This is a genomic window from Streptomyces sp. NPDC050535 (assembly GCF_044457665.1).
GTDB lineage: Bacteria > Actinomycetota > Actinomycetes > Streptomycetales > Streptomycetaceae > Streptomyces.
The window spans coordinates 55,903-70,224 of record NZ_JBITHE010000025.1; the positions used below are offsets into that span (position 1 = coordinate 55,903).

Annotated in this window: 6 protein-coding genes; all 6 read right to left on the reverse strand. The window is 72.9% G+C overall.

Translation table 11 applies throughout. The annotated features are described in order from the left end of the window. Positions 1-20 precede the first annotated feature (20 nt). Positions 21-1,322, reverse strand: coding sequence for a S8 family serine peptidase (locus ACIBLC_RS36030; RefSeq protein ID WP_399215635.1), 1,302 nt, complete (start codon positions 1,320-1,322; stop codon positions 21-23). Between the two features lie 164 nt (positions 1,323-1,486). Next, positions 1,487-4,282 carry a BTAD domain-containing putative transcriptional regulator gene (locus ACIBLC_RS36035; protein WP_399215636.1) on the reverse strand — a complete coding sequence of 932 codons (2,796 nt, stop codon included), beginning with the start codon at positions 4,280-4,282 and terminating at the stop codon, positions 1,487-1,489. A gap of 29 nt (positions 4,283-4,311) precedes the next feature. Next, entirely contained in the window at positions 4,312-5,526 is a 1,215-nt protein-coding gene (locus tag ACIBLC_RS36040) for a ricin-type beta-trefoil lectin domain protein (RefSeq protein ID WP_399215638.1), read from the reverse strand. A 278-nt stretch (positions 5,527-5,804) separates the two neighbouring features. After that, positions 5,805-6,650, reverse strand: a complete 846-nt coding sequence (locus tag ACIBLC_RS36045) for an alpha/beta fold hydrolase (protein ID WP_399215639.1) — start codon at positions 6,648-6,650, stop codon at positions 5,805-5,807. Beyond that, positions 6,647-9,703, reverse strand: coding sequence for a BTAD domain-containing putative transcriptional regulator (locus ACIBLC_RS36050; RefSeq protein ID WP_399215640.1), 3,057 nt, complete (start codon positions 9,701-9,703; stop codon positions 6,647-6,649). Before ACIBLC_RS36050 ends, ACIBLC_RS36045 begins: the two co-directional genes overlap by 4 nt. A 362-nt stretch (positions 9,704-10,065) precedes the next feature. After that, positions 10,066-14,043, reverse strand: coding sequence for a type VII secretion protein EccCa (eccCa, locus tag ACIBLC_RS36055; RefSeq protein ID WP_399215641.1), 3,978 nt, complete (start codon positions 14,041-14,043; stop codon positions 10,066-10,068). Positions 14,044-14,322: the final 279 nt, after the last annotated feature.

Sequence of the window (14,322 nt, forward strand, 5' to 3'; positions counted from 1 at the left end):
GCCTGCCGGAGTGGTGCAGCTCAATGCAACGGCACGGCGGTTGAGTCCTCCACCGACGCTTCGTCCCGGCGCCTGCGTCCTCGGACCGTCCCTCGTACCGCCACCGCCGCAAGGAGCAGGACCAGGCTGCTCGCCACCACGGACCCGGCGATGCGCATGGCTCCCGTGCCGTCCGACAGGGACAGCACCACCGGCCGTGGCGAGGCAGGCAGGGGCGCGGCGGACGTATGTCCGTGCGGTACGGAGGTCAGAGCCGCGTAGACGTCCAGGCGTGGCGCGTCCGCCGGATAGGCGGTCGAGGTGAGCCTGCGCGCGGTCTGCTGAGCGGTCAGCCGCGGTTCTCGGGAGCGTACGAGGGCGGCGGCCCCGGCGACGAAGGCGGTCGCGAAGGACGGTCCGCTGCCGGTGAACGCTCCTCGCCCGCGCGGGCCGGTGCCGACGACCTTGTCACCCGGTGCCGCAAGGTCGGCGCTCGCGGGCTCGGCCGCCCCCTCGGGGCGGGTGCCGTCCGGGCCGAAGTCGAGGACGGACAGCACGTCCTCCGCGGCGGCGGGCCAATAGGTGCCGGGGCCGGCGGCAGGCGTCGCGGTGTCGTCCCCCGAGCCGGTGTCAGGTGCGGCTGCCGCGACCACGAGGCAGTCGCGCGTGGCCGCGTACCGTACGGCCGAGGTGAGAGCCCCGCTCTTCTCGGACAGCGCCAGCGGTACCGCGATCACCTGAGCCCCGGCCCGCGCCGCCTCGCGGATACCGGCGGCGACTCGGTCCGCGTCGGTGCGGCCGTAGGCGTCCGTGCCGCGGACGGCGAGGATACGGGCGTGGGGCGCCATGCCTCCGAGGTCGGCCCCGGTGCTGTCGACGGCCGAGCCCGCGATCAGCCCGGCCACGAAACTGCCGTGGCCCACGCAGTCCTCCCCCGCATCCCCCGCAGCGGTGACGCGCCCTTTGAGGGCCCGCGCACCCGGCATCACACCGGTGTCGACGACCGCCACCGTGACGCCGTCGCCCTGCGCGTACTTCCCCGCCTCGGACAGTCCGAGCACCTCGTGCGTCCAGGGGGTGGCATCCATGACCGTCGGCGATTCCTTGGTGCAGGAGGCGTCTGGAGCGAGCGTGCCGGGTATGACGGGGAGCCGGACGGTCTCGCCCGATCCGGTGGCTCCGGTGGTCGCTGTCGGTGACGGGGCGGTTGCCTGCGCGGCCGGGGCAGGGCAGACCGTGAGGAGTGCGGCACACAGCGCGATGGGCAGGGGCCGCGGGACGCGGGAGAGCGTGGCGAGTCGACGGGTCCCGGGGGCGGGCCGGGCGAGCCGGGGGGCGAACATTGCTTGGTCTTCTCTCTCGGGGCTCGTGGCCGCGGGACGCCAGGGTTCGGATCAGTGACCGTCGGCGGCGGCTGTGGCGTTCGGGGCGGCGTCGGTCCGGTCGGGGTGGGACGGGGTCGGTGGGTGGGTTCAGCCCGGTCACATCCGTTTCAGGGCAGCTCGGTTCAGCCCAGAAGGCTGAGTTTCGTGTCGATGCATCGCGCTGCGGCAGGATCGTGTTCGGTGAGCAGGGCCGAGGCTCTCTCGTAGCAGGCCCGCGCCTGATCGTCGTAGCCCTGGCGGTGGTGCGCGTCGCCCAGGGCATCCCAGGCGGTGGCCTCGCCGAGTGGGTCGTCCAGTTCTCTGTTGAGCCGGGCCGACCGGTCGAAGCAGCGCATGGCCTCGTCGGCGGCGCCGAGGCGCTCGTAGGCGCGACCCACGTCGTACAACGCGTGCGCCTCTCCTCGCCGGTCGCCCGCCCTCTCGTACAGTTCCCGGGCCGAGCGGGCGTGGCGCAGCGAGTCTTCGTGATGTCCCTGTTCGTCGTCCCGGACCGCCAGGTCGCGGTGTACCCGAGCCGCACCGCGCAGGTCACCCGACGCCGTGAACAGGTCCAACGCCTCCCCCAGAGCGGTCAGTGCCTCCTCCCGCCGACCGAGGAGAGCGTGTACGCGACCGAGGCTGTGCCGGGTGCGGGCCACTCCGGGCAGGTCGCCCGCCCGCCGTGCGGCCTCGTCCGCTTCCTGGGCCGCCGCGGCCCACGCACTCAGGTGACCGGCGCGCCGCCACATGGGTTCCAGTGCCTCGACGAACCGCCAGGCGGGAAAGGCCGGTTCACGCGTGGCCAGGCGGACGGCTTCGACGAGTCCTCGCCGTTCTTTTGTGTACCACCGCCAAGCGGCATCGGCGTCGGGGAAGACGTCGAGGGCCGGTTCGGTGCAGAGCCATGGCGAGGGCTCCGGTCGCTCCAGCGTCCGGGAGGCGGCCCTCGCGGTGGCGAGGATGTGCACGAGCAGTCGGTGCACCGCCTCGCCACGTGCTGGTGCGCTTTCCTCCTCGCGCAAAACCGTGGCAGCGTAACGGCGTTCGGAAGCGGGCAGGGTGAAGCGGCCTATGGCCTCTTCGGTCACCAGGTGCAGGTCGGCGAGTTCGTCCAGCAGTTCGCGGGCTCGTCTCGGCTCCACCCCGCAGAGGGAGGCCGCGACTTCGGCATCGATCTCGGTCCCGCGGTGCAGCGCCAGCAGCCGGAACAGCCGGGCCGCCCCGGTACCGAGCGCCCGGTAGGAGGTGGCCAGCGGGTGTGGAAGACGGTCCGTGCCGCCGTCGAGCGCTTCCGGGGCGCAGTCCGAGGGGAGAGCCGGCCGGTTGGTGAGGACGTCCTCCGAGCAGACGAGGTCCCGCTCGCTCGCGAGGCTCAACGCTCCTGGCGACCCGGCGCAACGAGCGACGAGCTCTTCGACCGCCTGTGGCCCGACGCCGAGTTCTTCCGAGCGGATCCGGCCGAGCAGGAACGCCCGTGACTCCGCGGGTGCCAGCGGTGCCAGGACGACGCGGCGGGCCGCCTCCTCGGTGACCAGGCCGGACAGTTGGCGTCGGCTGGTCACCAGGGTGAGACTGCCCGCAGCCGCGGGCAGCAGGGGCCGCACCTGTCCGGCGTCGTGGGCGTCGTCGAGCAGCAGCAGGATGCGACGCCCGGCGGTCAGGCTGCGGTACAAGCCGGTGTGGGCGTCCACATCCTCAGCATCCTCGGGGAGTTGTGGCTTCGAGGCGCCCAACGCGTGCAGCAGGCGACGCATCCCCTCGACCGGCCTGAGGGGCGGCCCGGACGCGTCGAAGCCGCGCAGCGCGACATGGAACCGGCCGTCGGGGAAGCGATCCCGGAGCTGGTGGGCGACCTCCACCGCCAACGCCGTCTTGCCTATTCCGGCAGGACCGCACAGCACTCCGACGGCTGACGCCCGCTGCCTCGACAGTGTGTCGTCGGCGAGGGCCAGCAACAGCGCCGTCTCGGCCGACCGGCCCACGAAGGAGGCGGAGGCGGGCGGCAGCCGCTCCTCGGAGCCGCGGAGCTGCTCCTGCTCCTGCTCCTGCTCCTGCTCCTGCTCCTGCTCCTGCTCCTGCCGATCATGGGGGCGTCGCGCGAGGCCCCTGCCCGACGGCGCCGTCGCGGATGTGTCCACGCGCGGGCGCGCGACGGCCCGGGCCGGTCCGCCTCCTTCGAGCACACGCTCGTGAGCGGCGCGCAGTTCCGGTCCCGGCGTCACCCCCAGCTCCTCGGCGAGGCGAGTCCCCACGATCCGGCACACGTCCAGGGCCTCCGCCTGGTGGCCGGTGGCGGCCAGCGCGAGAGCCAGATCGGCGTGGACCCGCTCGTCGACCGGGTAGCGCGCCGCGCACCGTTCGAGTATGGGAACGACGTGTTGCGGTACCCCGTGTCGTAGGGCGGCCTCGGCGGCCTCTCGTACGGTGGTCAGGTACTCACGGTCCAGCGCGGTGAAGACCCGGTGGCTTCGTATGGTGAGCGGAATCCCGGCGGCGACCGGACCCTGCCACAGCGACAGTGCCTCGGCCAGTCGTTTCACCGTCTCCTCCGGCCCACCGGCACCGTCCGTCTCGCGGGCTCTCTCCCGCAGGTGACGGAAACGGCTCAGATCGACATCGTCGACGCCGACCCGCAGCCGGTATCCCGCGCTGCCCCGTACGAGGCGATGTCCCTCGGCGCGGTTCGGCAGCCCAGGCTCGAAGAGACGGCGCAGCATGCCGACGTGTCGGTGGATCACGTTGGCGGCGCTCGGCGGCGCGTCCTGACCCCAGAGCACGTCCACGATGTCCCCGACCGGCACGGGACGCTTCGCGCGCACCAGGAGTACGGCCAGCGTGGCCCGTTGCTGCGGCGGCCCGAGGTCGAGTTCGGTGCCCGCCAGCCAGCCGCGCACCGGGCCCAGCACCGAGAAGCGCAGGGCGGGCAGGTCGTCACTCATGCGTTCGGTCTCCCGCCGGACCGTACCCGCTACCCCTCGTACCACTTCTGGTTCTCGGCCCCCTCGCACGACCAGAGTTGCAGCCGGGCACCGTTGCCGGTCGCCCGGTCACGGACGTCGACACACTTGTCCGCCTTCGCGTTCACCAGGTCCCCGGCGGAGTTGAGGCTGAAGCGCTGCGCCGCGCCACCGGTGCACTTCGCGAGCTGGATGGCGGCACCGTCGTCCACCGACGCCCCGGCGACGCTCATGCACAGGCCGAGGGCGCGTACCGTACTGTCCGAACGGAGGGTCCACTGCTGCCAGTCGGCGCCGGTGCAGTCCCAGATCTGGAGCGGGGTACCGGCCGAGGCCGTGCCGTCCGTGACGTCGATACAGCGGCCGGACTCGGAACCGACCAGGGACGTCACCGCCAGTGTGGTGGTCCCGGACCCGCTCTCGGTGACGGTCCCCGAGGAACCGACGGCGGTGGATGTGGCCGGTTTGGCGGTCTTCGCGCCCGCCCCGGACTTGTCCGCCCCGGTCGAGGACGAACCCTTCGCCGTCCCGCGGCCGGACGGGGTGGCGTCAGCGGCGCTCTTTCCCTTCCCGTCGGCCTTGTCACCGCGTACGGACGTGGCCGCCGTGCTGCTCCGGGGCCGTGCCGCGGCGGTCCCGGACGGGGCCGCGCCGGGCACGGCCCCGGTGCGCTCTCCGTCCTGGGTGTACTCCCCCTCGGCCGACCGCTGCCCCTGTGGTGTTCGTTCGTCACCTCGGCCGAGAAGCAGGAAGGAGGTTCCGGCGACCAGCAGGGCGAGCAGGGAGGCTCCGATGACGGTCTGTTTGGAGACGGTTCGGGCGGTGGGGTCGGTGCCGTCGTCGTCGGGGGGATGGCCGGCTGCTGTTGCCGTGGCCGTACCCTCCCCTTCCTCAGCACGCGTGCTCGTGCTCGCGTGTTCGCTCCGGCCGGTACCGGCCCGGACGTCGCTGCCCTCGGCGTCCGGGGTGCCGTTCTCGCCCGTGGCGGCCGGGACCTGAACCGGTTCCGGCTCGGCGGACGGGATGAGCAGGGCGAAGGCGCGGGCCCGCCGGAGACTGGCCGGTCCGGCGAACGTTCCCTCGCCGGTGTCCCCGGATACCGAGACGTCGCCGTTCTCGGGCAGCTCCCGGCTCTCCTCCTCCGCCAAGGCGGCGGTGGCCCCTGTGGCCCCCGCGGACGTGGACGAGGTTGCGGACCCGGGGCCGGGTGTTTCCCTGCGCGTCATGTCCACCCTCCTGGATCGCGTGTGATCGGTCGCGCTCGCACATCTCGGGCGATGTGCGGCGGTGGTCGTGTGCAAGGTCGTCGGGCCGTCGCATCCGCTCCCGGACGTACCGGAGCGTGCGCCCTGGAGCGACACCGGGGCCGCCCGACCGGGCAAGCCTAGGGCGGCCGAGTGACTGGAAACTGACCTCGGTCGAGCCGGACGAACGGCTCGTCCGGTTGACGGGCCGAGGGGTCCGCGCCCGCCCCCGCGGTGCGGTCTCACAGCGGTATCGGGTGTCACAGCGGTGCCGGCCCCCGCGCGCCGGCTCCGGCGGCGGGCAGCCGGTCTGCCCAGTCGAGGACGAGCGCGTTGAAGTCGTCGAACCGTTCCTGGTGCGGCCAGTGGCCCACGCCGTCCCAGAGGACCGAGTCGCCGGCGGGATGCGGGCCGACCGACCGGTCCCAGTCGGGGCCGGCGTTCCTGGCTTCGGCCCAGCGGCGTGAGCAGACGGTCAGAACGGGACAGGTCCGGCGGGACAGGTAGGCGTCGGCGGCGGGCCGCACCGCGGGCCCGGTCGACGGGTGATAGAGGGCGGTGAGCATGCGTACGAGGACGTCACCGTCCGTGGTGAGCGCCCGGCGTCGGCGCCAGGCGGGCAGCCAGCGCGGGTGCCCGTCCGCCGCGTCCTCCTCCGCCGCCAGGGACCGGGCCACCGCCGCGGCGGGATCGGGCACCCGGACCGCCGCCGCCATCGCCGCGGCGTGCCGCGGGTGCAGGCCGTAGCGGGGGTTGACCGCCACCAACGCCCGTACCAGGTCCGGCCGTTCGACGGCGAGCACCGAGGTGATCACGGCGCCTGCCGCATGTCCCACGGCGATCACGGGGCGGGTGTCGAGGGCCGCGAGGAGCCCGGCGAGGTCGTCGGCGAGGTCCCGTGGCGTGTGCCCGTGCCGAGCGGCCGGGGAACGGCCGTGACCGGGCAGGTCGGGAGCGATCAGACGGTGCCCGGCGCCGAAGGCCTCCAGTTGCGGTGCCCAGTCGTCGGAATCGCCGGCCTCGCCGTGGACGAGAAGCACGGTCGAGGGTCCCTCGCCGTCGATCGTGTGGAAGAGCCGGCCGCGGTCGTCCGGCAGCTGTCTCATGCCCGTGTCCCGGGCAGTACGCGCAGCGCGGGCCGCGGATCCGCCCTCGACGCCGACGAACCGCGGGTGGGGGCGGCGAGGGTGCGCAGTCGGTCCCTGATCGGGTCGGCGGACAGGCTCACGCCTGCCACCGCGTGATGCATGCCGTCCCGCACGGCCAGCGCCCGCTGCCAGGCGTTACGGGCTGCCGCCGCGTCCCCGGCGTCCCGGTGTGCGTCCCCGAGCCGGACGAGGACGCGGGCTTCCAGGTGCGGGTCGCCGGCGGCCCGGTACAGCTCAAGAGCGCGCTGGTACTCGGCCAGCGAGCGGCGGTGGTTGCCCAGTCTGTCGTGGCAGCGGGCGAGGGCACACCAGACCGCCGCCTGGGCGTGGGGTTCGGCCAGGCCCCGCAGTGGTTCGTGGGCCTGGCGTGTGCGGGCAAGCGCCTGGCGGGGCCGGCCCAGCAGGTCGTGCGTCCGTCCGAGTTCCCGCAGCGCGCCGGACTGGCCCACCCGGTCACCGGCCTCCCGGTACCGTTCCAAGGCCTCCTGCCGGTGGTGCAGGGCATGGACGTGGTGCCCCTGTCGCTCGTGAAGCCGACCGAGTTCCCCGTGTGTTCGCGCCAGCCCTGCCGGGTCGTTCACCTCGTCGAACAGGTCGAGCGCGCGGCGGAGATGACCGTGCGCTTCGTGCGGCCGGTGCAGGCGCCCCTCCGAACGGCCGAGCGCGCGATGCGAGTGGGCGAGGGCGACCGGGTCATCGAGCCGCAGGGCGGAGTCCAGTGCCGCTCGTCGGCACCCGAAGTCGTCATGGGGCAACTCCCACTGTTCCAGTAGGCGTTCGAGGGCCCAGGCGAGCTGCCAGGCGTGCCGGTCGAACCCGTCCTGGGCGGCCGTCCGCACCATCCGGGCGAGCGTCGCGCGCTCCGCACCGATCCAGGCCAGTGCCTGCGGCACGCCCTCGTGCCTGCCCGCGGCCACACCGGAAGCCGGAGCCGGCAGGGTGAGGGCGGTGCTGTTCGGGGACAGCACCCGTATCGCGCCGTGGGCGGTGTGCAGGACGTGATCGAGCAGTCGGTGCATGTCCTGCCGGGCGGCGGAGCCGGAGGTCTGGCCGAGCGCGGCGGGTACCGGGGATGCCGTACGTGCCGTGGATGCCGTGGTGTCGCACGCCTCTGGCGAGTTGGCCCCCAAGCCGTGCGGGCCGGTGTTCCCGGCGTCGCGCTCCGCTGCGCGCCCACGTTCCCGTGCGTACACCCGTGCCGGCCGCACCCACTCGTACCGGTCCTCCAGTCGTTCGGTGACGAGCCCGACGCGTACGAGTTCCCCGAGGAGGGGGCGAACCCGTTCCAACGGCACGCCTGCCATGCTCGCGGCGAGGGGCGCTGAGGCCGTCTCACCCGGGTGCAGGCCCAGGAGCCGGAACAGTCGTGCGGCATCGGGCGACAGCATCCGGTAGGAAGCGTCGAAGGCCGACCGGAGTTCGGGGAGGGCGTTCAGGTTCAGCTTGCACTCCCGAAGGTCGGCGGCGAGAGCGCTCAGCGAGAACGCCGGCCGGCCGGCCAGCCGGGCGGCCACGGCGGCCACGGCGAGGGGCAGTCCACCGGTCAGCGTCGTGATCGCCGCGACGGCGTCCTCGTCGCCGGTGACCCTGTCCTGGCCGATACGGGCCGCCACGCAGTCGCGGGCCTCGTCGGCGGAGAAGGGTTCCAGAGTCAGGAAGCTGGTGTGCTGTGCGCTGCTCGCCAGTTCCGGCAGCGGGCCGCGACTGGTGATGACGGCCAGGCAGCCAGGAGTGGCGGGCAGCAGATCCGCCACCTGCGCGGCGTCCCGGGCGTCGTCCAGGACCACCAGGACGCGGCGTCCCGCGAGTGCCTCCCGGTAGCGCCGGGACCGATCGACGTCGGGTCCCTCGGCTGCCGGAATCCCCAAGGACCGGAGGAAGTTCCCGAGTACCGCGGTGGGCTCGGCGGGCGGCCCGTGGTGCGCGGAGCCGCGCAGATCGGCGTAGAGCTGCCCGTCGGGAAAGCCGGAGCGGGCACGCCGGGACCAGCGGCGGGCGAAGGCTGACTTGCCCACGCCGGGCGGTCCGTTGAGAGCGACGACCGCGGGCTGGTCGCGGAGGTCGTCCGCGCTGGGCATCAGGGCGGTTTCCCGCTGCCTCCCGACGAACACCGGGAGGTCCGGCGGGAGTTGGGCGGGGACCAGGAAACTCCCCGCGGACGATCCCGTCCGGTCCGCGGTGACCGGGTCCTCGCGCCGACCGTTTCCGGCGAGCGCCGGAACGACGGGTGTGCCCAGGATCTGCCGCGCGGCGGTCCGCAGCTCGGGCCCCGGACCGATGCCGAGTTCGTCCGCCAGCCGCGCCCGGACGGCACCGTACGCGCGTAGCGCCTCCTGAGCACGACCGGTCGACATCAGGGCCCCCAGCAGCCGAGCGTGCAGCGGCTCGTCCAGCGGGCGTTCGACGGCACACCGGCGCAGTGCCGCGAGCAGTTCACCGCCTCGCCCGCAGCGCAGGGCGACATCGGCCGCCTCCTTGACCACGCCGTGCCGCTCACGGTCCAGCGCGGTGAGTATCGGATGGATTCGTACGAGGGGGTGGACGCCGTCGGCGACGCGGCCCTGCCACAGGGCCAGCGCCGCCACGTACGTCTGTGCACTGTCCTGCGGAGACCCGCCGTCGCGAGCGAGCCGGGCCTCGCCGACCAGTTGTCGAAAGCGCAGCACATCGAGCGTGCGGGGGTCCGCGTCGACGCGGTAGCCGCCGGCGCCGCGCAACAGTCGGCGTCCAGACTCACGGGGGCCGAGATCCGGTTCCAGGATCCTGCGCAGCAGACCGATGTAGCGATAGACCAACGTCCGTGCACTGGCCGGTGGTTCGTCGGCCCACAGCGCGTCGACGATCTGCTCGACCTCCATCGGCTGCCCGGGTCGGGCGAGCAGCAGGGCCAGCAGTGCGCGCTGCTGCGGGGGACCCAGTTCCAGAGGGGCTCCGTCACGCCAGGCACCGACCGGGCCCAGCACGGTGAGCCACAGTCCCCGCCGACCTTCGTCTACCGCTTCCGCCGACATCGTGCCGCCTCAGTACTCTCCGGCACCGACGTCGTCTCACGACCGACCGCACCAAGATCATCAATTACGTCGGGGACCCTAGGGAAGCCGTCTTGGGATGGCCTTGGCGACCGCATGGCACCCAGGAAACAGGGCCTTCGCGCCGCTACCCGCCGGGGCGCCGGCCGCACCCCGGCCCGAAAGCCCCGGAGACGGTCTCCGGACATGGAGGACCGGCCGGAGACGGGCTCGGGGACGTCGGAGACCGGCTTGGCAACGACTTGGCGCGTGCCGCGGCACGACGTCGTGGCACCCGGCCGCTCCGCCTCCCTCACCCGCGGCACCCGGCCGGTACGCCTCTCCACCCGCGGCACCGCACCGCCTCAGTCCTCCAGCAGGCCCGTCTGGATCTGGACCGTCTTGCGCCGGGTGATGCGCAGGGCCCGGCCCGGCACGAGGACACGTGGCTTCACGCTTCCGAAGAGGTAGCCCTCGGAGGGCGGGCAGGAGAGCAGCAGAGCGGGCGTGTTGACCTCCAGCATGCGACGCAGCACCTGATCTCCGAGCCCGCGGCCGGCACCGGCCGCCGAGCGGGTCACCACCAGGTGGAAGCCGACCTCGTATCCGAGGGCGAGGAAGTCGAGCAGGGGCTCGAAGGGGCTCCGCCCGAGCGGGGCGCCGATCAGGTCGTAGTCGTCGACCAGGACGAACACGGACGGTCCCTGCCACCAGTCGCGCTGCCGCATGCGGGAAGGCGCGATGTCCGAACCGGGCATACGGGAACGCAGGGCCCGGGCGGCGCCGTCGGTCATGTCGCGGAGCTGGTCGATGGAGACCGCGTGGCCGAGCCGGTACTCCTCGGGGACGGCCTCGACGAGTTCCCGGCGGTAGTCGACGACCAGGACCCTCGCCTGGTCGGGGCTGTAACGCTCGGTGATGCCCTTGGCGACCAGCCGAAGAAGGTTGGTCTTGCCGGTCTCGGAGTCCCCGACGACGACCAGGTGGGGATGGTCGGCGAAGTCGTGCCAGGCCGGGCCGAGCTTCTCCTCCTCCAGGCCCAGCGCGATCCGCAGGTCCCCCTCCGGCGCGGGAAGACCTGCCGCGGCCAGCCGGACGGGCAGCATCTTCACGGCCGGGGCCGCGGGACCGTGCCAGTTCTCGGCGATGCTCCCGACCATCTCGCGCACGCCCTCGGCCAGGTCCTCCTGGCGCTGGACACCGTCGAGACGGGGCAGCGCGCCGAGGTAGTGCAGTTTCGTCTCGGCGGTCAGGCCACGGCCGGCGATCCGGGGCACCGTTCGAGCACGCCGGATATCGATCACCGACTCCATCGGATCGCCCATCTTCAGCTCCAGGCGCGTACCCACCTGGTCCCTCACCTGCGCGGCGAGCTCCACCCAGCGGGCTGTGGTGACGATGAGGTGCACGCCGTAGTTCAGGCCGCGCTGGGCGAACTGGGACAGGGTGGTGACGTGCTCCAGGAAGTCCTGCCGGAGGGTTCCCCATCCGTCGACGACCAGGAAGACGTCGCCGTAGGGCTCCTCCGGGAACTCCCCGGCGGCGCGCCGCTTCCGATAGGTGGCCATGGAGTCGATGCTCTGCTCAAGGAAGAACCGCTCCCGCTCGGCGAGCACCGACGCCACCGCGGCGATCGTACGGCCTATCCGCTCGCTGTCGACGTGCGCCGCGACGCCTCCCACGTGGGGCAGTCCGGCGAGCGCGGTGAGGCTGCCACCGCCGAAGTCCAGGCAGTAGAACTGGACTTCGCGCGGGGTGTGGGTGACGGCGAGAGAGGTGATCAGGGTGCGCAGGAGCGTTGACTTGCCGCTCTGCGGGCCGCCTGCGATGGCGACGTGCCCGCCCGCCCCGGACAGGTCGACCAGCAAGGGGTCGCGCCGCTGCTCGAACGGCCGGTCCACAATGCCCACCGGGACCCGCAGCGCCCCCGGGATCAGCCTGTCGGGGCCGGTGGAAGCGGCCTCGACGGTCAGCCCGCGCACGGCGTCGACCGTGAGCGGCGGAACCAACTGGTCCAGCGTGGGCGGCAGGTCCAGCGGCGGCAGCCACACCTGGCGGGCGGGCGGCCCGGAGTCACGCAGCCGGTCCACGGCGGTGGCGAGCAGGCTCTGTGCCTGTGCCTCCTCCTCCGCGCTCGGGTCCGGTTCCGGTGCGGGATCGGGCAGTTGGCGGGGCGCCACCCAGCCGACGCTCCACGGGGCGACCTGCTCGGCCACCTGGGCCGGAGCCAGCGCACCCCGTCGCCGCCGGTAGGCGCCCGATACGTAGGCGGCCCTGAACCGGGTGAGCGCCTCTACCCCGCTCTTGAGGTAGCCGCTGCCCGGTTGTGACGGAAGGTGGTAGGCGTCGGGCACGCCCAGCACTCCGCGGCTCTCCATCGCCGAGAAGGTCCGCAGGCCGATCCGGTAGGACAGATGACTCTCCAACTGGTGCATCCGGCCCTCGTCCAGGCGCTGCGAGGCGAGCAGCAGATGCACGCCCAGGGATCTGCCGAGGCGGCCGATCATGACGAACAGGTCGACGAACTCGCTGTGTGCGGCGAGGAGTTCGCTGAACTCGTCCACCACTACGAAGAGGCTGGGCAGTGGTTCGAGGGGGGTGCCGGCGGCACGCGCCCGCTCGTACTCCAGGGCCGAGGTGTAGTTGCCGGCCGCGCGCAGCAGTTCCTGACGACGTATCAGTTCGCCGTGGAGGGCGTCCTGCATGCGGGAGACGAGCGCGACCTCGTCGGCCAGGTTGGTGATGACGGCGGAGGTGTGCGGCAGTTCGTCCAGGCCCAGGAAGGTCGCGCCGCCCTTGAAGTCGACGAGAATGAAGTTCAGCGTCTCCGACGAGTGTGTCAGCGCCAGACCGAGGACGAGGGTGCGCAGCAGCTCGCTCTTGCCGGAGCCGGTGGCACCGATGAGCATGCCGTGCGGGCCCATGCCGCCCTGCGCGGACTCCTTGATGTCCAGTTCGACGGGCGCGCCGTCGGCGCCGACGGCGATCGGGACACGTAGCCGGTCGGCCGCCGAGGTCCGGGCCGCCCAGTAGTCGGCCGGATCGTGCCGGTGCAGGTCGGGGATGCCTAGCAGGGAGGTCAGTTGGATGTCCGACGCGAGCGGCTCGGCGCTGTCGGTGGCCAGGCTCATCCGGTACGGGGCCAGAAGCGCGGCCAGCGCGCGGGCGGTCGCCGGCCCCATCCGGTCCGGCCGGCCGAGCACAGTGGTCTGCTCCTGGCGGCTGCGGTCGGTGCGTACCACGTGCAGCGCGCGGTCCGTGAGGTCCAACCGCAGGTTGGTGCGTCCGGGGCGCCAGGTCAGCGCGCCGCTCAGATCGAGGACGACGGCGTTGCGGAATCCCTGACCGTCCAGGCGGTGACCGGACGGTACACGGCCGCCGTCCACCACGACAACGGTGAACGGCTCCTCGCGGCCCGGCATCGCGTCCGGGTCGAAGGCGGGACGCTCCTGGAACTCGGCACCGAGCAGGTTGTCCAGTTCGGTGGCCGACGGGGCCACGAGACGGACCGGTCCCGCGCCGTCGCGGTCGCTGCGGTGATGGGCGTGCGGCAGCCACTTCAGCCACTCCCACTCCCCGCGCCTCTCGTCGGACACGCACAGCGCCACCCACACGTCCTCCGGCGCGTGAAAGACCGCGAGCTGCGCGATCACGGCACGCCCGGCCGACCTGATCTGTTCCTCGTCACCGCGGATCAGCACCTTCGACCAGGCCCGCAGTGCGATGCCCACCGGCTGATCGGGAATGACGGAGTACGCGCGGATGAACCGGCGCAGCGCGTGGGCGCTCAGCGGTTCCAGATCCTCGACCGGTTTGGTGGACAACGGACTGAGCCGGACGCCCAGCCGCTGGTCGCCCACGGCGATCCGGACCTCGGCGAAGTCGTCGTCGGCGGGGCGGCGTTCCCACAGCCGGGTGGTGCGCACCATCGACCACAGCACCGTCGGGTCGGGATGCCGCCAGATCAGCGCCTGCCGCTGGTCGGTGACCGCCCGCCGTACCTTGCGGCGCACCTGGGCCAAGTACCTGAGATAGTCGCGCCGTTCACCCTTCGTACGGCGCTTGCGCTCCCCGCGGCTGCGCATGACCTGCCCGACCACCATGGCCACCATGGACATCATCATCATGCCCATGGCGATGTAGCTCATGACCGTGTTCTCGCCGGGTCTCAGAAACATCACCAGCATCGACGCGGACATCATGCCCATCGGCAGGAACGTCCAGACCGCCGAGGCGTCCGCCTGTGCCTCCGCCAGCGTGGGCGGCTCCTGGAGACTGAGTTCGCCCTGGGGCATGTCGGGACCGCGGCGGCGGGCAGGCCTGCGGAAGAGTTCCACGGACATGGGACGGGGCTCCTTCGAGGAATCCGGCGGTTCGCCTCGCGCGGCGGGATCGCCGGGCCGGCGCGGACCCCGGCTCGGCGGTGCCCGCTGGGGCCGGGGCACTCACCGCCCGGTCCGCCGTCGCCCGTCGGGTCCTCGTGACGGATCTCCGTGGCGTCGCTTCCGGCAGGGAAACCCCGCACCCCTCGCCGCGATCGTAGGCGCGCACCAGTGCGCAAAGAATGCCCGTGCGTCGTGCGCGGGACCATGCCGGTCCGCCGGTACGGGCATCCGATCACG